Consider the following 25,829-nt stretch of genomic DNA (forward strand, 5'->3'; position numbering starts at 1 on the left):
ACCGATAAGTCACAGTCCCTTATTATCTCTTTCTATTAAAAGACTTTTAAAGCAGGTGATCCTTTGCTCTCTTTATTAACTTATGCTAAAACGTACAAAAAAGAATTAATTCTTGGTCCCTTTTTCAAACTACTAGAAGCTATTTTAGAGCTCCTACTACCTCTTTATATGGCAAAACTCATTGATGAAGGCATCAAATCAGGTGACACACAGCAAACAATCAAAATGGCGATGATGATGCTTTTCATGTCACTCATCGGGTTAGTCTGCGTCATCATTTGCCAGTACTACGCCGCTCGGGCTTCTCAAGGATTTGGAACTGAGCTAAGACATCATTTAATGAAAAAAATAAATGCTCTGTCTCATTCAGAATTAGACGCTTACGGGACTTCTACACTTATTACACGCATGACCAATGATATCAATCAACTACAACTGGCTCTTGCCATGTTAATTAGACTGGTGATAAGAGCTCCTTTCCTAAGTATCGGTTCTATTATTATGGCCTTTTATATCGATACTACTATGGGGATTATTTTCATTATCACCATCCCTATCTTCTCTCTCATTCTTTGGGTGATTATGAAGAAAACAGTCCCTTTATTTAAACGGGTACAACAAAAAATTGATGCCCTTAACGAGACCCTTAAAGAAACACTTCAAGGTGTACGAGTTATTCGTAGCTTTTCAAAGCAACCGCAGTCGGAAAAAGTTTTTGATACAGTTAGTGATGATTTAGCCACGTCTTATCAAAATGTGTCAAATTTATCTGCTTTATTATCACCTATTACTGGTTTAATAATGAATGGCGCGATTGTCTTTATCCTGTCTGCTGGTTCTTTTCAAGTCAACACAGGTCATTTATCATCTGGAGAAGTTGTAGCGCTTATTAATTATATGACTCAAATGTTACTTGCTTTGATTGTAGTATCCAATCTTGTTGTTATTTTTACTAAGGCTTTTGCTTCCGCTACACGTGTGGAAGAAATGCTAGAGACTCAACCAGACATTGTCACAACTGAAAAAGAAATAGATGACTCTTGGGAAAACACTCCCCTTGTTTCCTTTAACAACGTGTCTTTCCAATACCCTTTATCAAGAGGCTATGCCTTAAAACAAATCAATTTTCAACTTAAAAAAGGTGAAACCCTAGGTATTATCGGTCCAACTGGTAGCGGTAAGACAACAATTGCTGAGCTAATCAATCGCTCTTATGACATCTCTAACGGGGAAATGACCTTAAACGGGATTGCTTCTTTTAACTACCCAACTGGGAAACTAAGACAACATTTAGGCATCGTTCCTCAAAAAAGTACACTGTTTAGCGGTACCATTAAAAGTAATTTACTAATGGGAAACCCTGATGCCACAGAAGAGATGTGTTACAGCGCACTAGAACTTGCTCAATGTTTGGAGTTTGTCACAGCTTTACCTGAAAAACTAGACGCGCCAGTCCTAGCCAACGGTAATAATTTCTCTGGCGGTCAAAAACAACGTTTATGTTTAGCTAGAGCTATCATTAAATCACCTGACTTATTACTATTAGATGATTCCCTAAGCGCCTTAGACTACCAAACAGATTGGCTGATCAGAAAGCAGCTTCGTTCTGTTTTACCTGATATGACCACTATTATTATTTCTCAACGTCTGTCTTCAATTAAACAGGCTGATCATATCTTAGTCTTAGATAATGGCAAACAAGTTGGTTTAGGAACTCATGACGAGCTCATGAAATCTTCTGATATTTATCAACAAATAGCTGCGGCACAAGACGAAAAGGAGGTTCATTAATGAATAAAACCCTTTCTATCACTCCTATTAAACGCTGGTTACCTTATCTAAAAAGCTTTAAAAAAGAGATTTTAATTGCATTGATACTTGGTGTGATTAATGGTGCTTCTGTCGTTTCTTTTACGTTTTTAGTAGGTAAAGCAGTTGATACGATGGTTGGCGAATCTCACGTCTTCTTCCAACAATTACTTACCATTTTGACTTATTTGATTGGAATTACGCTTATGACAACTATTTCTCAGTGGCTTATTCAACGACTAGGTAACAAAGTTGCTTATCAATCTGTTCACCAACTAAGAACAGAAGCCTTTCATCATTTAAATCAATTGCCAATTTCCTATTATGATAAAACGTCACATGGAGACATTATGAGTCGTTTTTCAAATGACTTAGATTTTATTTCTGATTCTTCTACTGCTATCTTTAACCAGATTTTTTCTGGTTTAACGATTGTCGTGATTTCTTTTGTCACAATGCTTAATCTAAGTCCTCTTTTAACACTGGTGATAGTCGTTTCTACATTTTTTATTTTTTTAGTCAATTGGCTTGTCGCAACAACTAGTCATGCTCAGTTTGCTAAACAGCAAAAGACAGTCGGTCTTATCTCTGGCTTTTTATCAGAACATGTTACTAATCAAAAAGTAATCAAAGCTTTCCAATACGAAGAAACATCTCAAGAAGCCTTTGATCAATTAAACCAAGAGTTATTCACCGTTGGTAGAAAAGCACAGTTTATCTCTTCTCTAACCAATCCTTTATCACGTTTTGTGGATCATCTTGCTTACTTAAGTATTGGATTGATTGGTGGACTACTCGTTATTCAAGAGACTCCTAATATCACTATTGGGATTGTTACTAGTTTTTTACTTTACTCGGCTCAATTTTCTAAACCCTTTATCGAATTGTCAGGTGTGATGACACAACTTCAAACAGCGATTGCTAGTTTAGAGAGAATGTTTAACTTACTAGACGAACCTGTTGAAATAACGAACAAAGAGACTCCCTTACCTACAGTCATTAAAGGACATATTGAATTTTGTGATGTTTCTTTTTCTTACGACAAAAAAACACCACTGATTCAAGGATTTAACTTTGACGTTAACCCTGGTGAAACAGTGGCAATTGTTGGAAAAACTGGTGCAGGAAAATCCACACTAGTTAATCTATTAATGGCATTTTACGAACTTGATAGTGGGGACATTTTATTAGATGGTGTGCCTATCACCCAGTACAATAAAAATGAGTTTAGACAATTATTCGGCATGGTTCTACAAGAAACCTGGTTGTTTAACGGAACTGTCTGGGATAACCTTGTATTTGGCCGACCTAATGCTTCTCTTGAAGAAGTCAAACAAGCCTGTCAAGAGGCTTCCATTGATCACTTTATTGATAGCTTACCTCAAGGGTTTGATACACTTCTTGGACAAAGTGGTTTAAGTATCTCAGACGGTCAAAAGCAATTACTCTCAATAGCCAGAACCATGATTAGCCAACCTAAAATGCTTATTCTAGATGAAGCGACTAGTTCTATTGACCCCTTAACTGAACAACTCATCCAAAAAGCCTTTTTAAATATGATGGTAAATAAAACAAGCTTTATTATTGCTCATCGTCTTTCTACAATTCAATCTGCGGATAAAATCATGGTCATGGATCAAGGTCAAATTGTTGAAGTTGGAACCCATCACGAGTTACTCCAACAACCAACAAGTCACTACTCCGCTTTATACCAAGCTCAATTTAATAGCTAACAAAAAGAGGCTGTTAAAGAACCATTAGGCGTTCTTTAACAACCTCTTTTAGTAATTACTCGGACAACACATCGTAAAGTCTAGACAAGCCATCAAGCCAAGAAGAACTCCTTCTCGATCTGATTCAAAAATGGTCAACTCATAGGAATTCTCTGAAGGAATCCAACGTTTTCTAATTTTACCTACTTTTCGGTAACCATACATCACATCAAAAGTCATACTTAACATATCTCCATTAATACTGAGTTCATCACTGATCGCTCTACATTCTACTAAAGTCTCATCAGCCTCAACAATGAATATCTCTTGGCCTTCCGAATGAATACAATATCTTTTTTGGCAGCTCTCTTCATCTTCTTTAATCAAAACAACTGGTTGTTGGCCATGATTAGAAATAGAAAATAAGGTATCTGAGTCTGTTTCGTCAAAAGCAACAGTGTAAACTTCTTCTCCACGTCGATCTTTAATAGTAAAGTTGTCCTTTTCTCCTGAAACCATTTGTTTCATAAAAAGTTGTCTCATTAAATCACTCCGTTTTTTATATTCATTTATGTTAATAGTATAACATGATATTGACTAAATATTAAACATTTTATTTAATTCATTTAAATTGGTACATTCATAAGTAGGATTATCATTAATAACACCATGATAATCATTATTTAGCCAAACCGAGTCTATTCCTATGCGATTTGCCCCTCTAATGTCTGATGTTAAGCTATCTCCAATCATCAAAACTTTAGACATATCTTTGATACCTTCTGTTGCGAATATTGTTTCGAAAAAGCGCATATCTGGTTTTTCAAAACCTACTTCCTCAGAAATATAAAGAGCATCAAAAAAACTTGTCATATCAGCATTCTCAAGACGCTTACGTTGTGTTCTACCGACACCATTTGTCCCTGCTAAAATGGTGTATCCTGCCTCTTTTAATTTTTTTAACAACTCTAAACCACCAGGCATTAAATCATTTCTTTCTTCTAATAGTCCGCGATACTCATCATCAGCAACAGCGCCATCAACTTGAACACCTTGAGTCGCAAAAAAGGCCTCAAAACGTCTATTTAACAACGTTTCTTTTTTGATAGTTCCTGCTTCTAGCTTATCCCAAAGCTCTTTATTAATTTTTTTATAAGATTCAAATGTGTCTTCATTAAAGATAACACCATACTTTGTGAAAATACCCTTAAGGGCCGATAATTCTGATTGACTAAAATTTAGTAATGTATTATCTAGGTCAAAAATTAAATAACTGTATTTATTCATTATACTCTCCTTAAAAAAATATTGATTATAAATGGTCTATATTAAACAACTTTCTCTGTGAAATAAAATGTTATCAATCCGTCTTAAATAATGATTTTATAAGACTTTTATAGGCTCTTTAATTCAAAAATCATATTATTTATTCGAATCTGCTAACATTGTTTTTTTATGTTCTACTTATTCACCTCAAGAACACACTTATTCTAACACAACCAGACTTATCATCGATACACATTTGCGTCATTTTTACTTAAACTATTTTCACATACTCTCCGTTTTTTAATAAAACAAAAAAACCGTTGAAACCACTTCAACGGTTATCGTAATTATGCAACAAACTTAACTAATTGTTTTTGGAACACACGAATGTTTACCATAGAATAAGTAATCACTACTTGAATGACACACATAATACTAGAAGAAATGATTCTTGCTGGCAAATAAGCAAATACGGCATTCCCTTGCATCATGTATAGCCATAGCGTATTTAACGGTAAACTTAATAAGAACGTGACGATTAAATTAACTGTAATAATACGTTTTAACGTTAAGTCCTTTTTATAATAGAAACTTCCGTAAATAGCTCCTGCTAAAAGAGCAGTTAGTGTGAATCCTGGGAAATAAGCTCCCCCTGCCGGAAATAGCAAAGCACCAAAGAAATCACATAATGCATTCCCCGCACCAGCAATAACTGGCCCAAATAAAATAGCCATCAATACCACTGTAATAAAGAAAAAGCTGATTTTTACAAACGGTGTTGTAATTGAAATAAACTGTGACAGTATAATTCTGAGAGCCATCAGCACCCCCATTAAAGCAATTGACCTAGTTGTAAAACGTGTTTTTTCCATTTTAGCATCTCCTTTTTTGATAGAGTTGCTACATCCAATATGCAGCGAATGCGGAAAATTAATGTCGCAAGTACTCCACTAGCACTTTTCGTCCAACAAGCAACATCCCATCTCATCGGCACTTTACGCATTACTTCCTACTCTGTTTTTGTTTTACAACTTGACTATATCACATTTCTTCATAATGACAATAAAGGACACGCCAGTCAATTTTCCGCCAAATTTTCTAGTTCTTTTAACAAAAGAATTGCTGTACTTTTATTTGTCGCTAAAGGAATTTCATAGACGTCACTTAGACGAATCAAGGCGTTCACATCAGGTTCATGAGGTTGAGCAGTTAATGGATCTCTTAAAAAAATAATCATATCCATTTCTCCTTCTGATACCTTAGCACCAATTTGTTGGTCGCCTCCTAAAGGACCTGATTTGAAACAATGAATACTTAAATCTGTTTGAGCCATTATTTTTTCTCCAGTTGTTCCTGTAGCAAATAAGTCATGGTGACTGAGAATCTGTTCATACTGTTTTGCAAGCTTAATCATGGTTGATTTCTTTTTATCGTGAGCAATTAACGCTATTTTCATTACTATCTCTCCTTTTTAGTCATAGTGACATAAATGATTGGGCACTTTTTACATTGTAAGCGCATTACATCTTCTATTATACTGTAACTATCAAAGACAAAGAAAGAAGGACTTAAGAAAATGGTAGAAATCGCTTTAAAAAGTATCCATAAAAAATATGACGGTAACCCTAACTACTCAGTAACAGACTTTAACTTACATATTGAAGACAAAGAATTTATCGTGTTTGTTGGACCATCTGGTTGTGGTAAATCAACAACTCTACGTATGATTGCTGGTCTTGAAGATATCTCTGAAGGTGAATTATGGATTGGCGATCGTATCGTTAATGACGTAGCACCTAAAGACCGTGACATTGCCATGGTTTTCCAGAACTACGCTTTATACCCACATATGACTGTTTATGATAACATGGCTTTTGGTCTAAAATTACGTAAATATGACAAAGCTGAAATCAAAAAACGTGTAGATAACGCGGCTGACATCTTAGGTTTAACAGAGTACTTACAACGTAAACCTGCTGCTTTATCTGGTGGACAAAGACAACGTGTGGCTTTAGGTCGTGCCATCGTTCGTGATGCTAAAGTATTCTTAATGGATGAGCCATTATCAAACTTAGATGCTAAATTACGTGTGGCAATGCGTGCAGAAATCGCTAAATTACACCGTCGTTTAGAAACAACAACTATCTACGTAACCCATGACCAAACAGAAGCTATGACTATGGCTGATAGAATCGTTATTATGAAAGATGGTTTCATTCAACAAATTGGTTCACCAAAAGAAGTTTATGATACTCCTGCTAACGTATTCGTTGCCGGATTCATCGGCTCACCTGCTATGAACTTATTTAACGTGACTTTAGGTGAAGATGGTTACATCACTGATGGTGATCATTTACGTCTTGAAGTACCTGAAGGAAAATTCAAAGTCTTAAGAGAAAAAGGCTATGCTGGTAAAAAATTAGTCTTTGGTATTCGTCCAGAAGATATCCATAGCGAACCAATCGTAAAAGATTCTGCTCCACATAGTGTGGTTAGTTCTGAAGTAGTTGTATCTGAATTACTTGGAGCTGAGACAATGTTATACACTCGTACTGGTGATACTGAGTTCATCTCTAAAGTAGATGCTCGTTCTGCGTATATCCCAGGAGAGCAAATCGAATTAGCCTTCAACTTAAACAAAGCTCATTTCTTTGACGCTGACTCAGAAGAAGCAATTCGCTAAAACTATTCCCTCTTTTCACGTTAAGTGAAAATTAAAAGAGCTTAGCACTAAAAGTGCCAAGCTCTTTTTTTATTTTTGTTTGTTAGCTGCTAAGTAGACTGGAAACTTAAATTTCCAACCAATTTTTTGAGCAATTGAAAACGCAATAGTGTAATCAATTAGACTGTGGATAAATCCGCCTACTCCAATTAGTAAGAACACAGAGACGAAAAAGCCTGATGTGTATGTCTCTGCAGATAATTTTCCTGTCATAAAGAATAATGTTACGACTAAGGTTTCACAAATCGCATGGACTAAACCAATTACCACGTTAAAAACCATCATTTTTTTAGGTGAATCCACTAAGTTAGGATGTTTCCCCAAATACAGGGCTCCAAAAAAAGCAAAAATCACATGAGATAAAGCTCTCATACCAACGATAAAAGGAAACGTTAGGAAAAAACCAAAGGCTGTTCCTAATGCTACTAGTACTGCCACAACGGGGGATACAAACATTGCCAAAAATACAGGGACATGACTTGCTAATGTAAATGACGCAGGCCCTATTACAAATTTCACTGGCATCACTAAAGGAATCATAATACCTAATGCAATAAGTAAAGATGCGTACGTTAAAGACTGAATCGATCTGTTTTTCATATTATTCATCTCCAACACCTTTTGAAACTATGATAACGAATGCACAGATTTTTGTCAACGGACATTTTTACTGTTTAATTATTTTTTGTTCGTCATTAATGAATTAGATAACTTACCAAATTCTTGAATACTTAATGTTTCTCCTCGGCGTTTTGGATCGATACCAACTTCTTCTAAAGAAGTTTCAAGCCAAGCTTTCGTTTTTTCATCTTTACCAAAATGACTGGTTAAGTTATTCCATAATGTTTTTCTTCTTTGAGTAAAAGCAGACTTCGTCACCGTGAAGAAAAAGTCTTCATCTATTACATTAACTACCGGCTCTGAGCGTTTGCTTAAATGAATAATAGCTGAGTCTACATTTGGCTGAGGAACAAAAGCTGTCTTTGGTACAATAAAAGCTAACTTAGCTTCCATGTAATATTGAACAGCAATCGATAAAGAGCCGTAAGCTTTTGTACCAGGAACTGCCGTAATGCGGTCAGCAACTTCTTTTTGCATCATGACTGTCATTGACTCAACGTCTAAACCAGACATCAATAAATGCATCATGATAGGCGTTGTGATGTAATAAGGTAAGTTAGCCACTACTTTTATAGGACCTTCTTCTTTAAACACCTCTTCTGAAATCTGTTTCACATCAGCTTTTAAGATATCCTCATTGACCACTGTCACATTAGGATAAGGACTCATAGTGTCTTCTAATACTTCAATTAAACGTTGATCAATTTCAAAAGATAGGACTTGTCCGTTTGAACGAGCTAAATGCTCCGTTAAGGCGCCAATCCCTGGCCCAATCTCAATGATACGATCCTCTTCAGAGAGATTAGCTGTTGCAGCAATATTTCTTAAAATATTTGGTTCAGTCAAAAAGTTTTGACCCAAACTTTTCTTAAAAGAAAAGCCATATTGTTTCAGTATCTCTTTCGTACGACTTGGTGTAGCAATGTCTTTATATTCTGTCATTTTGTTCATCCTTTAGTATGTCTTTCATTGCTTGTATAAATGTGTCTTTCTCAATTTGGAACATGGTTAATCGTTTTTTTAATTGCTTCCCATTAGTGTAGCCAATGTTTAGCTTTTCACCTAATAACTCGCGACGTTTTTTCGCACAATTACCAGCAATTAATCCAAAGTAAATCAAATCTTCGATTTCTATCTCAGAGGTAAACTCTGTTTGTTTAGGCGTTGAGACATTTTTTAGTGCTCCAATAATCGCTTCTTTATCCGCATGTTCGACCCCTAAGCTACCACCTGCATTTTTAGGTTCACCTTTTTTTCGTGAAATAAAAGCATGTTTAGCTGTTGGAACAACTTCTGTAATTTGCTTTCTAATTTTTTCACCTGAAAAATCAGGATCTGTAAAAATAATGACGCCACGTACTTGTTCTGCATGACTAATTTTTTCTAGGGTATCTTCACTTAAAGCTGATCCATTTGTTTCGATGGTATCTGCGTCAACAAATTGTTGTAGTCGTTTGGTATCATCTTTACCTTCAACTACAATAATTTCTTCTATTCTCATTTTTTCAGTCATTACTCACCAATCCTAAATAATCTATGGGCATTTTCTCTTGTCACTCTAGCTATCTCTTCTACAGGTATATTTCTAAGTTCTGACAAACGATCCACTACATATTTAGTATACCCAGGTTCATTTCGTTTACCACGGTACGGCATAGGAGCTAAGTAAGGTGCATCTGTTTCCACTAATAATTTATCTAGAGGAACTATTTTGGCTGCTTCATGGACTTCAAATGCTTTTTTAAAAGTCACCACTCCACTAAAAGAAATGTGCATACCTAAATCTAAAAAGCGTTTAGCCCACTCTTCATCTCCACTAAAACTATGCATAATACCACCAATATTTTGAATTTTTTCTTCTTTTAAGATTTTGTAAGTATCTTCAATAGCGTCTCTTGTATGAATACTAATGGGTAAATTCATCTCTTTTGCAATAGTAATTTGGCGTCTAAAAACCTTATCTTGAACTTCTTTAGGGTCTTCCATCCAATAATAATCTAAGCCAATCTCACCTAAAGCCACCACTCGGTTATCTTCTAATTGACGTTGTAGCGTTTTTTCAACCTCTTTTGTATAAGTGCCTGCTTCTGTTGGATGCCAACCGATAATACTATAAATCATCTCATAAGTATGACTTAAGGCTAATGATTTTTCAATCGTTGGCGTATCAAATCCCACAACGGCCATTTCACTAACGCCTAATTCTTTCGCTCGTTCAATGACTTCTGGAATGTCATCTTTAAATTGTTCTACGTTTAAATGAGTATGTGTATCAAATATCATAAACCTCACTCCAATCATTCTTAGTTTAACACAAAAGAAAACGACTGAAAGAGAAAAAGAACTCTTTCAATCGTTTTTTTCTAGGCGATAATTGCCCCATTCTCTGCTCCTTTAGGTGCTTCCACTACTAAAAGAGAGCCATCTGCGTTTTCTGCAGATAAAATCATTCCTTGGCTAATGTGTCCACGCAATTTACGTGGTTTTAAATTAGCAACAATGACTACTTTTTTACCGACTAAATCAGATGGATCTGGATAAAACTCAGCAATCCCTGAAAGGATTTGACGATGACCTTTATCTCCTGCATCTAAGCGGAATTGTAATAATTTATCAGCGCCTTTGACTTTAAAACAATCAATGACTTCTGCTACTTTTAGTTCAACTTTATCAAAGTCTTCATATTTAATTTCATCTTCTTTTGAAGAAACCAATTCTGTTTCTTCTGGATTCCATGCCTCTTCTTCTTGAGGAGCTGCAGTTTTAGCCATTTGTTCTTTAATATAAGCTACTTCTTCTTCCATGTCTAAACGAGGGAAGATTGGTTTTCCTTTGCTGATGACTTTAGCCCCTTTAGGGAAATCACCAAAGCGAATATCTAGCATAGATAATTCAGATTCGCCTAAGCCTAATTGACGTAGAATTTCTTTAGGCGTTTCAGTCATCACCGGTTGCAGTAGAATAGCTGAAATACGTAAGCTTTCTGCTAAATGAACCATAACACTATTTAATTCAGCCACTTTACTTGGGTCTTTTGCTAATACCCAAGGTTGTGTTTCATCAATGTATTTATTCGCGCGAGAAATTAATTTCCACACTTCGCCTAAAGCGATATTGAATTCCATTTTCTCCATAGCTTTGTTGTATTTACCAATTACGTCAGCTGCTGTTGTTGATAACTCACTATCAAATGGCGTTACTTGAGACGCGTAGTTCGGCACATTACCATCACAGTATTTGTTGATCATAGCAATTGTTCTATTTAATAAGTTACCTAAGTCATTAGCTAAATCATAATTAACACGAGCCACAAAGTCTTCTGGTGTAAACACACCATCTGAACCAAAAGGAATTGCACGCATTAAGTAATAACGAAGTGCATCTAAACCATATTGCTTAACAAGCATCTCTGGGTAAACCACATTCCCTTTTGATTTAGACATTTTACCGTCATTCATAACTAACCAGCCATGAGCAAAAATTTGTTTTGGTAAGGGTAAACCTAAAGCCATTAACATGATTGGCCAATAAATTGTATGGAATCGTACGATTTCTTTTCCTACCATGTGGACATCTGCTGGCCAGTATTTTTTGAAGTTACTGTCATCATCTGTACCGTAACCAAGTGCTGAAATATAGTTTGATAATGCGTCAATCCAAACATAAACCACATGTTTTGGATCTGCATCAACTGGGATACCCCATGAGAAAGACGTACGACTAACTGCTAAATCACCTAAACCAGGTTTGATGAAGTTGTTAATCATTTCATTTTTACGTGACACAGGCTCAATAAAGTCAGGATGCGTTTCGTAATGCTCTAATAAACGATCAGCATACTTACTCATACGGAAGAAGTAACTTTGCTCTTTCACTAATTCAACTTCGTGACCACTTGGTGCTTTTCCGCCAATCACTTTACCTTCTGAGTCACGGTAAACTTCTGCTAGTTGATTTTCCGTGAAATACTCTTCGTCTGATACTGAGTACCAACCTTCGTATTCACCTAAATAAATATCCCCTTGATCTAATAACTGTTGGAATATTTTCTTAACAGTTGCCATATGTGAGTCATCTGTTGTACGAATGAATTTATCGTAATCAATGTCTAATAATTTCCATAATTTCTTAACGTCAGCAGCCATATGATCCACATATTCTTTAGGTTGAATACCTAATTCGTCTGCTTTTTGTTCGATTTTTTGACCATGCTCATCTAACCCTGTTAGATAAAACACATCAAAACCTTTTAATCGTTTGTATCTTGCCATTGCGTCACATGCAATAGTTGTATAAGAACTTCCGATATGTAATTTGCCACTTGGATAATAAATGGGGGTTGTAATGTAAAATGTTTTTTTCTCCTCCACTTGATAAACCTCCTTGATTAATATGGGGACTCTTCCCCATTTTACGTATAGTCCCAAACATTATAGCACAGTTTCTTTAGCTTTTTTAGTCTAAAAAAAGAAGGTTGACTGTTTTATTTAGTCAATCTCCTTTTAGGTTTCTATTAAGGTGTTACTAATAAAGATGATAATTCTTCATGTTTATTGAAATAGTTTTCTACATACGAACAACTTGGTACAATTTTTAACTCTTCTTTTTTAGCTATCTCAATAACTGCCAAAACTAATTTTTCAGCTAACCCCTTACCACGTTGGGACTCATCAACGAATGTGCGGTTAACATCGATAACTTTCTCTTCTAAAAATACCCAATTAATTTCAGCTACTATTTTACCCTCTTCTTCTAAAAAAACACGTTCTTTTTCTACTGTAAACATCTCTTAAACGCCTCCATATGTTCTTGTTTTAAATCCTACTATTAATATATATAATTTACGCTATTAAAACAAATCACTTGCTTTTTACACAAACTAAAAATATAATTTAGGCATACCTAAAAGGAGATTGGATTACTATGAACAAACATCAACATATTTTAACTGAAAAATTAAACGGTCTTAGTCTCCCTGAGATTAACAATTCCGTTTCTATCCCTAAAAATGCTAATTTTATGAAAAAATTACTAGCCTATTCTGGACCAGGAGCTTTAGTAGCTGTTGGTTACATGGACCCAGGTAACTGGGTTACTTCAATCGCAGGGGGAGCTCAATATGGCTACTTGCTCTTATCTGTGATTTTGATTTCAAGTTTAATCGCCATGTTACTTCAATACATGTCAGCTAAATTAGGGATCGTTACTGGTATGGACTTAGCACAAGCTACACGACTACATACAAAGAAAAAAATGGGAATTTTTCTTTGGGTAATGAACGAGTTAGCTATTATGGCAACAGACATTGCTGAAGTCATTGGTAGTGCGGTTGCCCTAAACTTACTATTTGGGTTTCCTTTGTTAGTCGGCGTCTTTATTACTGTTTTAGATGTCTTTTTACTGTTAATGTTAACGAAATTGGGATTTAGAAAAATAGAAGCCATTGTTATGACCTTAATTGCAACAATTTTCGTCATCTTTTCTTACGAGGTTATTTTGGGTCAACCTAACTTGCCAGACTTATTCCAAGGATTTATTCCTAAAAAAGAAGTTGTCACAGACAACGGCGCTCTTTTACTAGCTCTTGGTATTGTGGGAGCGACTGTTATGCCACATAACTTATATCTTCACTCTTCTATTGTCCAATCAAGACAATACGACAGGACTAATAAAGAAGAGCTAAAAGAAGCTGTCCGTTTTGCAAAATGGGATTCAAACATTCAATTGATTTTTGCCTTTATTGTTAACTGTCTTTTGTTAACTCTTGGAGCAACTTTGTTTTTTGGTCACGGAGAAACCCTAACTACTTTAGGTTCTCTTTACCATGCATTAGCTGATTCTACTATTGTAGGAGCCATCGCTTCACCACTTTTAAGTGTGTTGTTTGCTGTTGCTTTACTAGCATCTGGTCAAAATTCAACCATTACGGGAACTCTTTCTGGACAAATTATTATGGAAGGCTTCATTAAATTAAGATTGCCTACTTGGGCAAGACGATTAATTACTCGTCTTTTAGCTGTTATTCCTGTGGTTATTGCCATCTTAGTTTTTGGTGATTCTGAGGAAGTTGTGGAAAAACTGTTGATTTATACACAGGTCTTCCTAAGTGCTGCCCTACCGCTTTCCATTATCCCGTTAACTATTTTTACAAGTCAAAAGAAACTCATGGGCGACTTTAAAAATCACATCGCTTTAACTGTTATTGCTTGGATTGTTACTATTATTTTAACCATTTTGAATATTTATTTAATTATCTCAACATTCATTTAACCTTTAACGATATTTACCAATAATTTGTCTTGGTAAATTCCCTTTAACCCTTTATAATAGGGTATAGCAAGTTATTATATTTTTTGGAGGATGAGCCATGTTTCAACAAAAAAAAGTATACAAAAGTTTAGAAAACCGTAATTTTACTCCTGAGAGTTTGTTAAAAGAACTTGAAGACTTAAAAGAATTTAAATTTGATGATGTTTCTTATACAGGCATTAGCTTGAATATTGAAATGCTAATCACTCAATACTTAAGAAACGATCAATTTAGTCTGATTGAAGTTCAAGGTGGTTTAGCTAAGAAAAACTATGCATCATGGCATAAAGATTTAGCTTTAGCGATTAATATTTTTAATCACTTTGCTAACTACACAAAAGCTCACTTTAACGACTACTTAGAAGAAGCAAAAAAATACCAAGCAGAAACAGGTCATAGTAACACGTCACCTGAGTACAAAGCTTATTTTGAACAAGGTAACTCGATGTACTTCCATGATGTGCTACATTTGGTATTTGACCTTTCACGTAAAATCGACTTAAGTGTGGATGATTTTGAAGAAGCATTAGCAGCGGATGAACTTAACCCAACTGATTATCCACTACCTGAAAAATTAGTTTTTGAAGGTAAATAACAAATTAGGTCGTCATCTCAATAAATGAGTGACTGTGACATAAGTCTTTTTAACTTATGTCACAGTCACTCTTTTTATCAAGAAAACTAACAACTTTTGCCAAAAATTATCCATTTAGATACCGATTGTCAAATAAAAATAAGACAGAGAATTATCATTACATGATTTTCTCTGTCTTATTTTAAATGTACTTCAATTAGTGACTAAACAACCTCTTCTTTTAATACCAATGAACAACTATTTTTTTGTTTTTCTCTTAACTTTTCTAGTTCTTTTCTTCACATTCTTTTTCTTTTGTCTCTTCAATATAATTCCTATAACTGACAACATAGCAACTAAACTGACAATCCCTATCACAATTAGCCATGGAAATCCTGATGTTTGAACATATACAGAAGCATCATTTAACTTTCTTGCAGCCTCTTTATCAATGGTAAAGTCATCTTCAAAATGATAATCTTTTCCATCTGCAACAACATCTAGTTTTAATAGATAATTCCCAGGAATAAAAGCTGAATTTCTTAAATCAAACCCAAATTTAAAGACTGAATTCGGTGCCATCTCTAATTCGTTCATTTTACTAACATAAAATTCTTCACCTGTTTTTTTATCAAAAATCCGGCCTTCCACAGATAAATCTTTAATTAAAGAGGCTGTTTCATTTAATAGCTTAGCTTCAATATACGGACTAGAATTTCTATTTGATAATTCTATGCCTTGATAGACTAATTGATTCTCGATCTTTTTGTCAGACATTTTCAAAGCCACAGGTAACGTATACGAAAAAGTGTTTTTAATCAGTGAAGGGTTTTCTGTTGCTTTATCTTGCTGACTAAAATATAGCCCCCCTAAAAGTAATCCCTCAAAATTAGTTGATGGCATGACTACATCTACATCTATCTCCTTTGATTCCTCAGGTTTTAACTCTATTTTTTCTGACTTTGGAACAACAATGTCTTTAAAATTAGCTGGAGCACTCGGCTCTACTTTTTTTTGTACATCATTGTATTCAATCACACCGCTATTAGCCGTTGTAGCTTGTTGACTCAACATAAAAATAGTTGTTGGTTCTTTACTGTAATTTGTTACTTTCACTTTTAACGTCTCTTTTTGGTTTTCTTTTAAGACTAAGCTAAAATAACCTTTCTTATCTTTATCTTGATGTTCAGAATAGATTGGCTCTACACCAAAATCTGCACCACTTGCTTGTACCTCTTCTACTTTTAGAGATACAAAACAGAGAACTACTATTAAAAGAGAGAGTAATTTTGTTACTTTTTGACATACATTCATTTAATTAATCCTTTCTATTCAGCTAAATTTGGTGATAAATTCCAAACAAAAGTCGCTGTATAATCTACATTACTTTCAACCGCTGTATCTGGTCCCATTTTAAACATCACACCTGTACTTTTTAATTCTTTATCTTGTCCACCAAATGCTAATGACCAACTTCCTTGCCCCTCATTTTTTGAGCTATCTGCTCCAGCAATTTTAAAGGTTTCCCCTGGTTTTAACGCTAAACCACTCTCTTTATTAGCAGCATCACTATTGACAATTGGTTGAGCTTTTTGAGAGTTGGCATAATGTGCATCCGACAGAATGACATGTCCACCTTCTATAACGTGTTGGTCTTTTTGCGAGGTAAATTCACTTGGTTTGACACTTAATGTCCAACCTGATCCTCTTTCAGTTCTCATATCAACTGTTGAGATAAACAATGGCGAACTTTTTGTTTCTTTTTTTCCTGTATCAGGATTAATCCAATCTACACTGTCTCCTTTAGCAAATGATGTTACTTCATTAACTGATTTTTTTGTTTGTGGGAAAATAAAATCTGACACATATTGAATTCTCAAGTCATCTCCTGAAGGATTCACTTCACCTGGATCTACTGGTACATCTGGAATAATTGGGTCAACTACAACTGTATCTCCTTTTCCAAATGATATTTCTCCATACCCGTTTACCTTTGTTGCCGATTCATAGTCAGCTTGTCCATGAGCCACTAAACCTCCCATACTAAGTACTGCGATGCTTAACATAGAACTTGTTAACATATTTCTTTTCATTTAATTTTCTTCCTTTCAATTTTTATTAGATGTATTTATTTTTTTCTTTTGAGTAAATGTAAGAACAATTGATAGTAATAGGATTGTTCCTATGATTAAAAAAATAACTTCTTTTTTCTCTCCTGTTTTAGGTAATGTCTTTCTAAAATTGTCTATAGGCTTAGATGAAAACGTCTCATCAAAAAATGAAATACTCCCTTTTGACTGAACACCTTGCCCCTCGCTATACTCTGCACCAAAACATTGAGGGACAAGTAAATTCCCAATAGTCACAATTGAGATAATAATCAGCAACAAACGTTTCATTTATTTATCCTCTCCCTACTCATTTATTTTTGGTACTAATTGCCAATCTACTATTGAATTGTACTGCGTTGCATTTTTATAAAAACCTGATGGTGAGTAAAACGTTACACCCGTGGTCTCCTCATTGTCTAATTTGCCTAATGCAAGGGACCAGGATGTTCCTTCAGGTTGATTGTCACTTGAGGCAATTTTTTGAACTTTATTAGAAATATCTATTTCTCCACTAGTTACCTTAGGATTTTTTCTTTGACCTTGAAAATTTAAATCAGATAAAATAATAGAGGTATCCGAAAGTTCATGTCCACTGCTATCCTTAAAAGAAGTATTTTTAACTCTTAACTCCCAAGGACTACTTATCCTTGTTGTTTGTGGACGATCATCAATGATCGAAACAAAAGCAGGTACTTTTCTTTTAACATTCTTCTCTCCAATAACACTGTCTTCATTAGCTTTTACTGACAACTCGGATAAATCATTTCTGTTTTCACCAAAGTTAAAATCGGAAACATATTGAATTCTCAAATCTTCAGTTGTTTTATTTACAGGATTTGTCGGTTCAATTACCTTGTCGCCATCTATAGGATCAACAATTGAACTTCTCCATTTAGCATAGAGTGTTATATTATCAATGACTGGTTGATTAAAATCATAAAGAATTGTCAAGTTCTCCGTTGTATACCAGCCTTTAAATTCTCTTTGTTCATCTTCAGGATTCTTTGGCACTTCAACTTTTTGACCGTCTTCCACGATTTGAGAAGTAATAGGTGAACCTCCTAGTGAATCAAAGCTAACTGTCCAATTGATTTTTTCATCTATGATAAAGCTTGCTTCATCTGTCACAGTCCACTCTTCTGTTTCCTCTGATCCGAATGTGACAACATTGGTTTTCACTTCATCTTTTGATCCTTTTTCAATGACTGATTCATATGTAATCTGTTTACTGTCTCCCTTAGCAATCTCCCCCAAAGGCAACTCCCATTCACGCTTGCTACTGTCCCACTTAATTTGATTTTCATTAATCAGTTGGTTATCAATTTTTACTTGTTGAGGTTTTGACAACCCTTCTGGCATCTTGTCTGTTAAGACTAATGAGTCAATGCTTCCTGTCGATTTTGCTGTATTAGAAGCATTTATCCTGTAGTGAACTGTATCACCAACAAATGCTACTTCTTCTGAAACGTGTTTATCTACACTTAGTTCATAAACATCTGGTGCTACCCATTCGAAATCATCTACATCAAATTCAATTGGTTGTGTCCTTGTATAAACATGATTGTCTTTGCTATCCACAAAATTGATAGTTGCCTGTTGATACACACGTTGATTAGGTGATGATTCGTTCAATTGACCATAAAAGTCAATCCCCATTGAATTCACATCTGTTTTAATCGCTGCTACTTCTTCTTTAGACACTGGGACGCTAATTTTACGAGTTGTTTCATCATACACATCTTTTACTTTGACACGTTTAATCTCAACTGCTTCTAATCCATCTCCAGATGTTTTGTTAGCTTCTACAATAACATCGTCATTCTCTTTTAAATCAACATATTCTGAAACAGTTGTTTCGATAGTACCTTCTTTCAATTTGTAGTCTTCTTTATTCCAATTTCCACTGGGCTCAAATTTAACGATATCTCCTGCACTATACGTATTTTCCTTATCAGGATTCGTATTATTAAATAAATATAAAATCCCAAAATCACCCATTAATTGAACATCATAAGTAAAATCCTTGTATTCTCCTGGTTTTAGTGTAACTTCATCCCACTTCATGGTCACACCTGTTTCATTCTTATTAGAAAATTGATTAGGGACTACTACCTGATTAGGTTGATAACCGTCATTTTCCATACCTGCACCATGAATTGAGTTATTCTGATAAGGCTTATATAACCACGGTGTATTCGCATAATGATCCATATCTGGCATATCCCACTGAATTATCGATGTATTATACGATGTTGGTAAACCAAAACTTGAAAAATTATTTGGGCCATCAGGAGTGTTTCTAAATACATAATTTAATCGATAACCCTCTCGTTCCATTGAAAGTCCTTGATTATACCCAAGCATTTTAACTTCCATTGGCTTTGGGGCTCTCGAAGAAATTTGATAGTATGTTCCCCGTCTTAAATCAACACCGATATCTTTCATTGCTACGAACGTTATTGGCTCATTAGAGTCATTTTGAACCGTATAAGTATGTCGAATAATAGTATTTCCAATAGGTTTAAGCTCAGTACCAATCTTAACTTGATTACCACTAAAAGGCATGGTATAACGAGTTCCTTCGGCGTACAACCCTTTACTTGAAGGACTTTGATAAATACGACTTATTGAACTATTGACTAAACTAAACCTATCATTTAATACTTGATACCCATCAGGATGACTAGGAGCTTTTTCAGCCAACATAAAACTAGAAGCATGATAGCCTACCCCAGTAGAATGCTCCATCTTCACATAAATAGCTTCACCAGACTCATTTCGTTCATTTTCTACAAAAAAAGTACTTGGAAAACCTGCATATGCACTTTTACGATTCATTGAACCTCCTAATTGTTGTGAATCATTAAAACGAAAGTAAAGATTCCCGTTGTCTGTTGATATATATTCAGGAAAATAACTAGCACCATTCCCTGAAAGACGATAATCATTGTCAATGCCTGGATCGACATAAGCCATAACAAATTTTGGAAAAAGAAAAAATAACAAGAGCATCAATAAACTGTGCATTTTTCTTTTCAAATAAACATCAACCTCCTTTTTAATACAACGTTTTTCAAACATAATAAAAAATAGCTCTTATGACATGTCTTTTAATTCCTTGCTATTTCGAAAATAATCATAACACGAGTTTTTAAAGTAAAAAAAGACTTTTAGTTTACCAAAAATTAATAAAAAAAAGACCAATAAGGTCTTTTTTTAATAACACAAGTTTTTAAAAAAGGTTCATAAACCTTTCTTATTATAGTAGAAAACAATTATTTAATTCGTTAAACAGCTTGAATCCTAATTGTCTTGAATTAGCTACTTCTTTTATATTTTAATTTTTCTTAATAAAAATTAAAACACTTTTTAAGACATACGAAACTAAATTTATGAAGCTACTATATCATTTCCCACTCCTTAATAAAGTCGTCCACAAATACCTCCATTAATTCAACTCGTCTAATTGCTAGCTTTTTAGCTGTTTTAGTTTGAAGTAAGTCGGGCAATTTAAATAACTTTTCATAAAAATGATTAATCACAGATTGATTCACTCGGTAATCATCTTTAGTCATCTGTTCTCTTGGTAAGACTTCTGGATCATACATGGTATGCCCTTTTTTACCCCCATAATAAAAAGTACGCGCAATTCCTATAGCTCCAATAGCATCTAATCGGTCAGCATCTTGAACAATTTTAGCTTCAAGGGATAAATTAATAGACTCACTTGGAGCTAATTGATGACTAAACGAGACGTTATCAATGATTTCAACTAAATGACTGATAGTGACTTCTGTTAACCCTAATCCTGCCAAAAATAACAACAAATCTTCTCTAGCTTCTTCAGTACTCTCAACTAATTTGTCGTCCATCACATCATGTAAATAAGCACCTGATAAACATAAAAACAAATCGCCGCCTTCACTAGCTTGAATAATTGTGGCTAAACGGACAACACGATTAATATGACTCATATCATGACCTGTTTTATCTTCACCCAGCACCTGTTCAGCATAAGATTTAATGGCTTCAAGGTTGCTTTTTTCAGTTGGACTCATCTCAATCCCTCTTTTCTTTTTCATGTGTTAATGGTAGCACAAAAAAAGAACATGTGACATTAGACTAAAATAGCTAGTGTTTGATAGGGTTGAAGAACTTGTTCTTTAGCTAACACCGTATTAGAATAGTTATCCACTAAAATAGTTCCCTCTAAAAAGTCATCAGGTATCATGATTGATGTTGGCTCACTATAAAAGTTATTTAAACAGAGTAGTTCTTGCTCTTGGTAAGTTCTAATAAATCCGTAAACTTGAGAATGCTTCTTTTCAAAGCCTTTATACGTTCCTTCCGCAATCAAAGGCATTGTTTTTCTTAATCGAATTAACTCTTGATAAAAACTAAAAATAGAACCTTCTGTTAATTCTTTTTCCACATTAATCTCTGAATAATTATCAGCTACTTGAAGCCACGGTGTCCCTGTGGAAAAACCACTGTAACAATCTCCATTCCACTGCATTGGTGTTCTTGAGTTGTCACGAGATTTTTCTTTGATAATGTTTAAAACCTCTGCCTCAGTCTTACCTGTTTCCAATAGTTCATTAAACGCATTCAAACTCTCTACGTCAACATATTGATCAATCGAGTCAAACTCAGGATTCACCATCCCTATTTCTTCCCCCATATAAATAAAAGGAGTTCCTCTACTTAGATGAATGCTTGCAGCTAACATCTTAGCTCCTGTTTCTCTAAAATGTTTCACATCAACAAATCGATTAAGAGCTCTTGGCTGATCATGGTTGTTCCAAAACAGAGCGTTCCAACCATTCTGCTCACTCATAGTTTCGCCCCAACTATGGAATAATTCCTTCAACTCTTCAAAATCAAAATCAGCAATTGTCCACTTCTCTTTATTGGCATAATCAACTTTTAAATGATGGAAATTAAAGGTCATTGATAACTCATTACGTTCAGGTTGAGTATATAAAACGCAATTTTCAATAGTTGTTGAACTCATTTCTCCAACAGTGATGGTATCGTCGTATTTGCCAAAGCTATTCCTGCTCAACTCTTTCAAGTAGTCATGAGTAATTGGTTTGTCTGTATATTCAGCCTTACCATCGTTGTGCTCATTATTTTGCAAGACTTCATCTTTTCCAATCACGTTTATCACATCAAATCGTAAGCCTCTAATACCTTTTTCAAGCCAAAAATTAACCACAGTTACTAGTTCTTCTCTAACTTCTTCATTACGCCAATTTAAATCAGCTTGAGTTTTATCAAATAAGTGTAAATAGTATTGATCTGTTTCACCAAACTTAGACCACGCATTCCCACCAAATTTAGACACCCAATCGGTCGGCTCATCTCTTAGAATAAAATAATCTTGGTATTTTTTATCTCCTGCTAAAGCTTTTTGGAACCACTCATGTTCAGTTGACACATGGTTTAAAACCATATCAAACATGATATCTATTTGATGTTTTTTCGCCTCTTTGATTAACCTTTCCAACTCGCCCATACCTCCAAATAAGGAGTCCACCTCTAGGTAATTAGAAATATCATAGCCATTATCTTTTTGTGGTGAAGGATAAATGGGATTTAGCCATAACATATCCACTCCTAATTGACTTAGATAGGGTAATTTTTGAATGATACCTGCTAAATCACCGATACCATTTCCTGTTGTATCTAAGAATGATTTGGGATAGATTTGATAAATTACTTTGTTTTTAAATGTCATACTGTTTTTCCCTCACTTATGATGAAAAGGAGTAGCTTGAGTGGCTACTCCTTTCTTTATTTTAGCTAACAATCTATTTGGCTACTTAGTTAAGCCTTTTGCCACTTCACTTTTAGCTACGTGTTGACCTGTTGTGACAGATAATTCTTTTAATTGATCTGAATTAGTAATCACAGTGATAATATCCGTCGCTTTTCCTGCAGCAGTGACTTGAGCTAAATCCATCGTAGCAACTAGGGTCTCTGCTGAAACTACATCACCTTCTCTAACCTTTATTGAGAAAGGAGCTCCTTTAAGTTCTACCGTATCTAAGCCCATGTGAAGTAAGACTTCTAAGCCACTTTCAGTCATTAAGCCCATAGCATGTTGAGTAGCAAAAACACTTGTAACCTTCCCACTAACAGGAGAGTAAACCTCATTAGTTGTTGGTCTTACAGCGTATCCTTCTCCCATCATCTTAGTCCCAAAAACAGGGTCTGCCACATCACTAATGTCGATTACCTCTCCATCAGCAGGTGCATAAAACAATTCAGTCATCTCTTTAATATTTTCTACTTCTTGAAAGGCTTCTTGTACATCTGATGAAGAGACTCCTGCCATAGCAAGCTCTTCTTCCATCTCAACAATAGCCTCTGCTTTATTCAGAATACCACGTTTATTAAAGAAAATCGTTAATAAGAATGGTACTACAATGGCAATTAACATGGCAATAGTAAAGGCAAACCAACCACCACCAATTGTTGGATTAATCGCTAAGATACCTGGTAAACCACCAACACCAATAGCATTAGCACGAACACCCATAATAGTTGAAAACATTGCAGCAAGTCCAGAACCAATCATAGCAGCTACAAATGGATACACATATTTCAAGTTAATCCCAAACATCGCTGGTTCCGTTACACCTAAGTAAGCTGAAATCATCGAAGGAATTGATACTTGTTCTTCTTTTTTATTCCCACGATGAAGAAAAATAATCGCTAAAACAGCTGATCCTTGAGCAATATTTGATAAAGCAATCATTGGCCAAAGATTTGTAGATTGAAAATCAGCAATCAATTGTGCATCGATGGCATTACTCATGTGATGTAAACCTGTAATAACTAGTGGTGAATACAATGCACCAAAGATACCAGCAAATAACCAGTTAAATGATGATGTTAAACCACCGTTAACAACGGCAGAAATAGCGCTACCAATTGACCAACCAATCGGTCCTAAAATAACATGAGCAGCGATAATTGCCGGTAGTAAAGATAAGAACGGTACAAAAATCATTGAAATAGACTCTGGTATTTTTTTTCGCCAGAAAATTTCCAAGTAAGCTAGTAAGAATCCTGCTAACATCGCCGGAATAACTTGTGCTTGATAACCAATCATTTGAACTTGAGCAAAACCAAAATCCCAAACAGGAATATCAGCAGCTGCTGTTGAACCCACACCATAAGCATTTAATAATTGCGGTGACACTAAGGTAATCCCTAAAACGATTCCTAAAATTTGTGTGGTCCCCATTTTTTTAGCAATACTCCAAGTAATCCCAACTGGTAAAAAGTGAAAAATAGCTTCCCCTGGTAACCATAAAAAGGCATTAACGCCACTCCAAAACTGAGAAACTTCAACAATAGTTTGCCCACCTAGTCTAGCAAACTCAATCCCTTCAAGGACGTTTCTAAACCCTAAAATTAACCCACCAACAATAATCGCTGGAATAATCGGTGTAAAAATTTCAGCTAAAACTGAAATTGCTCGTTGCAACGGGTTAAGATTTTGCTTAGCTAAATTCTTCCCTTGCTCTTTAGACACTCCTTCAATACCTGAAACTGCACTAAATTCATTATAAAAAGTAGCTACATCGTTCCCGATAATCACTTGAAATTGACCCGCATTGGTAAACATCCCTTTAACACTTGGAATGGTTTCAATTGCTTTTTGATCTGCCTTTTTTGGATCATTCAATACAAAACGCATACGTGTTGCACAATGAGAAACACCTGAAATATTTTCTTTGCCACCAACATACTTAAGTAAGAGCGTCACATCATCTTGATACTTTCCCATAAACAAACCTCTTTTCTAACTTGACTATACAAGTTGTTTTTACGATTTAATAATAGCGTTTTCAGTTTTAAATTGCAAGCCTTTTTTTAATTTTATGCTTTTCATTGCTTAAACCCCTGGACAACTTTATAATTAAAGTACTTATATTAACTACCTAAAATGTGAAACGAAAGAGTGAATGATTTTGAACAAATTCCATGAGATTTTTTTAGATTTAGAAAAAAAAATCTTAACTAATGACTACCCACCTCAAAGCTTACTACCTAGTGAAAATCAATTAATGAAAATTTATGGTGTTTCAAGAGAAACCATTAGAAAAGCCCTAAATCTACTAACAAATGCGGGCTACATTCAAAAAAAACAAGGGAAAGGTTCTTTTGTTTTAGACGTTAAACGCTTTGACTTTCCCTTATCTGGTTTAACGAGTTTCAAAGAACTCCAAGCCAATCAACATATTTCCAACCAAACTATTGTCACAACTCTCGAGAAAGAATTCGTTACCCCTCAATTGAGTCAAGTATCTGATTGGCAAGTCGGCGAGGAAGTTTGGCATTTAATTCGTCAAAGACGAATTGATGGTGAGGTCGTCATTCTTGATAAAGATTATTTATTAGCCGATGTTATTCCTGAGTTGCCTCTAGAAAAAGCTGAAGATTCTATATACGCCTATTTTGAGGATGAACTAGGATTAGAGATTGCTTATGCTAAAAAAGAAATCGAAGTGAAGCTTATTACAAATGAGATCCAAGAACTAATGGATTTACGACCTGAAGATACCCATGTTATTGTGGTTACAAGTCTTGTTTTCTTAGAGGACACCACTTGCTTTGAGTATACTGAATCTTATCACCGTTTAGATAAGTTTCGTTTTGTTGAGTTTGCTAGAAGAAGAAAAATATAAAAA

23 protein-coding genes and 1 riboswitch are annotated in these 25,829 nt (G+C 34.9%); of the genes, 6 read left to right on the forward strand and 17 right to left on the reverse strand.

Translation table 11 applies throughout. The features are described 5' to 3' along the window. The first annotated feature begins 63 nt into the window (after positions 1-63). Together DOK76_RS05705 and DOK76_RS05710 are read left to right on the forward strand one after the other, a co-directional pair. Positions 64-1,791, forward strand: a complete 1,728-nt coding sequence (locus DOK76_RS05705) for an ABC transporter ATP-binding protein (RefSeq protein ID WP_206965654.1) — start codon at positions 64-66, stop codon at positions 1,789-1,791. Further along, positions 1,791-3,542, forward strand: a complete 1,752-nt coding sequence (locus tag DOK76_RS05710) for an ABC transporter ATP-binding protein (protein WP_206965656.1) — start codon at positions 1,791-1,793, stop codon at positions 3,540-3,542. The genes DOK76_RS05705 and DOK76_RS05710 overlap by 1 nt, the downstream gene beginning before the upstream one ends. A 48-nt stretch (positions 3,543-3,590) precedes the next feature. Here DOK76_RS05710 and DOK76_RS05715 read toward each other — a convergent pair whose 3' ends face one another. The 4 genes from DOK76_RS05715 to DOK76_RS05730 form a co-directional block, all read right to left on the reverse strand. Beyond that, the gene (locus DOK76_RS05715) at positions 3,591-4,064 is read right to left on the reverse strand and encodes an LURP-one-related family protein (protein WP_206965658.1); all 474 of its coding nucleotides are present in this window, start codon (positions 4,062-4,064) and stop codon (positions 3,591-3,593) included. A gap of 54 nt (positions 4,065-4,118) precedes the next feature. Further along, the gene (locus tag DOK76_RS05720; protein ID WP_206965660.1) at positions 4,119-4,808 is read right to left on the reverse strand and encodes a YjjG family noncanonical pyrimidine nucleotidase; all 690 of its coding nucleotides are present in this window, start codon (positions 4,806-4,808) and stop codon (positions 4,119-4,121) included. Positions 4,809-5,134: 326 nt separating this feature from the next. Further along, positions 5,135-5,659 carry a folate family ECF transporter S component gene (locus DOK76_RS05725; RefSeq protein ID WP_206965663.1) on the reverse strand — a complete coding sequence of 175 codons (525 nt, stop codon included), beginning with the start codon at positions 5,657-5,659 and terminating at the stop codon, positions 5,135-5,137. 40 nt (positions 5,660-5,699) lie between these two features. Then, a riboswitch (THF riboswitch) is annotated at positions 5,700-5,806 on the reverse strand. 59 nt (positions 5,807-5,865) lie between these two features. Continuing rightward, positions 5,866-6,243: a methylglyoxal synthase gene (locus DOK76_RS05730; protein WP_206965665.1), complete on the reverse strand. Its 378-nt coding sequence runs from the start codon at positions 6,241-6,243 to the stop codon at positions 5,866-5,868. Positions 6,244-6,363: 120 nt separating this feature from the next. Here DOK76_RS05730 and DOK76_RS05735 point away from each other — a divergent pair, with 120 nt between their 5' ends. Then, the gene (locus DOK76_RS05735; protein ID WP_206965667.1) at positions 6,364-7,470 is read left to right on the forward strand and encodes an ABC transporter ATP-binding protein; all 1,107 of its coding nucleotides are present in this window, start codon (positions 6,364-6,366) and stop codon (positions 7,468-7,470) included. A 69-nt stretch (positions 7,471-7,539) separates the two neighbouring features. Here DOK76_RS05735 and DOK76_RS05740 read toward each other — a convergent pair whose 3' ends face one another. From DOK76_RS05740 to DOK76_RS05765, 6 genes are all read right to left on the reverse strand, one after another. Continuing rightward, positions 7,540-8,109, reverse strand: a complete 570-nt coding sequence (locus tag DOK76_RS05740; protein WP_206965754.1) for a hypothetical protein — start codon at positions 8,107-8,109, stop codon at positions 7,540-7,542. Between the two features lie 78 nt (positions 8,110-8,187). After that, the gene (gene rsmA / locus DOK76_RS05745) at positions 8,188-9,072 is read right to left on the reverse strand and encodes a 16S rRNA (adenine(1518)-N(6)/adenine(1519)-N(6))-dimethyltransferase RsmA (RefSeq protein WP_206965669.1); all 885 of its coding nucleotides are present in this window, start codon (positions 9,070-9,072) and stop codon (positions 8,188-8,190) included. Continuing rightward, entirely contained in the window at positions 9,059-9,643 is a 585-nt protein-coding gene (rnmV, locus tag DOK76_RS05750) for a ribonuclease M5 (protein ID WP_304941631.1), read from the reverse strand. Before rnmV ends, rsmA begins: the two co-directional genes overlap by 14 nt. Beyond that, positions 9,643-10,413, reverse strand: coding sequence for a TatD family hydrolase (locus tag DOK76_RS05755; RefSeq protein WP_206965670.1), 771 nt, complete (start codon positions 10,411-10,413; stop codon positions 9,643-9,645). The genes rnmV and DOK76_RS05755 overlap by 1 nt, the downstream gene beginning before the upstream one ends. 80 nt (positions 10,414-10,493) lie before the next feature. After that, a complete protein-coding gene (gene metG, locus DOK76_RS05760; protein WP_206965673.1) occupies positions 10,494-12,557 on the reverse strand; it encodes a methionine--tRNA ligase in 2,064 nt (687 codons plus the stop codon). Positions 12,558-12,643: 86 nt separating this feature from the next. Next, positions 12,644-12,916, reverse strand: a complete 273-nt coding sequence (locus tag DOK76_RS05765) for a GNAT family N-acetyltransferase (RefSeq protein ID WP_206965675.1) — start codon at positions 12,914-12,916, stop codon at positions 12,644-12,646. Positions 12,917-13,053: 137 nt separating this feature from the next. Between DOK76_RS05765 and DOK76_RS05770 the strand changes: the two genes are divergently transcribed. Both DOK76_RS05770 and DOK76_RS05775 read left to right on the forward strand, forming a co-directional pair. Beyond that, positions 13,054-14,400: an Nramp family divalent metal transporter gene (locus DOK76_RS05770; protein ID WP_206965676.1), complete on the forward strand. Its 1,347-nt coding sequence runs from the start codon at positions 13,054-13,056 to the stop codon at positions 14,398-14,400. Positions 14,401-14,497: 97 nt separating this feature from the next. After that, entirely contained in the window at positions 14,498-15,034 is a 537-nt protein-coding gene (locus tag DOK76_RS05775) for a hypothetical protein (protein ID WP_206965678.1), read from the forward strand. Positions 15,035-15,271: 237 nt separating this feature from the next. Here the strand turns inward: DOK76_RS05775 and DOK76_RS05780 are convergent, their stop codons facing one another. The 7 genes from DOK76_RS05780 to treP form a co-directional block, all read right to left on the reverse strand. Beyond that, positions 15,272-16,327, reverse strand: a complete 1,056-nt coding sequence (locus DOK76_RS05780) for a WxLIP family cell surface protein (RefSeq protein ID WP_206965680.1) — start codon at positions 16,325-16,327, stop codon at positions 15,272-15,274. A gap of 14 nt (positions 16,328-16,341) precedes the next feature. After that, positions 16,342-17,106, reverse strand: a complete 765-nt coding sequence (locus DOK76_RS05785) for a WxL domain-containing protein (RefSeq protein WP_206965682.1) — start codon at positions 17,104-17,106, stop codon at positions 16,342-16,344. Between the two features lie 15 nt (positions 17,107-17,121). Next, on the reverse strand, positions 17,122-17,412 hold the full coding sequence (locus DOK76_RS05790) for an LPXTG cell wall anchor domain-containing protein (RefSeq protein WP_206965684.1): 291 nt from the start codon (positions 17,410-17,412) through the stop codon (positions 17,122-17,124). Between the two features lie 15 nt (positions 17,413-17,427). Beyond that, positions 17,428-20,163 carry a WxL domain-containing protein gene (locus tag DOK76_RS05795; protein WP_206965686.1) on the reverse strand — a complete coding sequence of 912 codons (2,736 nt, stop codon included), beginning with the start codon at positions 20,161-20,163 and terminating at the stop codon, positions 17,428-17,430. Between the two features lie 362 nt (positions 20,164-20,525). Next, entirely contained in the window at positions 20,526-21,182 is a 657-nt protein-coding gene (locus DOK76_RS05800; RefSeq protein WP_206965689.1) for an HD domain-containing protein, read from the reverse strand. 59 nt (positions 21,183-21,241) lie between these two features. Beyond that, a complete protein-coding gene (gene treC, locus DOK76_RS05805) occupies positions 21,242-22,864 on the reverse strand; it encodes an alpha,alpha-phosphotrehalase (RefSeq protein WP_206965691.1) in 1,623 nt (540 codons plus the stop codon). 81 nt (positions 22,865-22,945) lie between these two features. Beyond that, positions 22,946-24,925 carry a PTS system trehalose-specific EIIBC component gene (gene treP / locus DOK76_RS05810; protein WP_206965693.1) on the reverse strand — a complete coding sequence of 660 codons (1,980 nt, stop codon included), beginning with the start codon at positions 24,923-24,925 and terminating at the stop codon, positions 22,946-22,948. 184 nt (positions 24,926-25,109) lie between these two features. Here treP and treR point away from each other — a divergent pair, with 184 nt between their 5' ends. Continuing rightward, positions 25,110-25,826, forward strand: a complete 717-nt coding sequence (gene treR, locus DOK76_RS05815; RefSeq protein ID WP_206965758.1) for a trehalose operon repressor — start codon at positions 25,110-25,112, stop codon at positions 25,824-25,826. Positions 25,827-25,829: the final 3 nt, after the last annotated feature.

The sequence above is a fragment of the Candidatus Vagococcus giribetii genome (assembly GCF_017316185.1).
In the GTDB taxonomy this organism is placed as follows: domain Bacteria; phylum Bacillota; class Bacilli; order Lactobacillales; family Vagococcaceae; genus Vagococcus; species Vagococcus giribetii.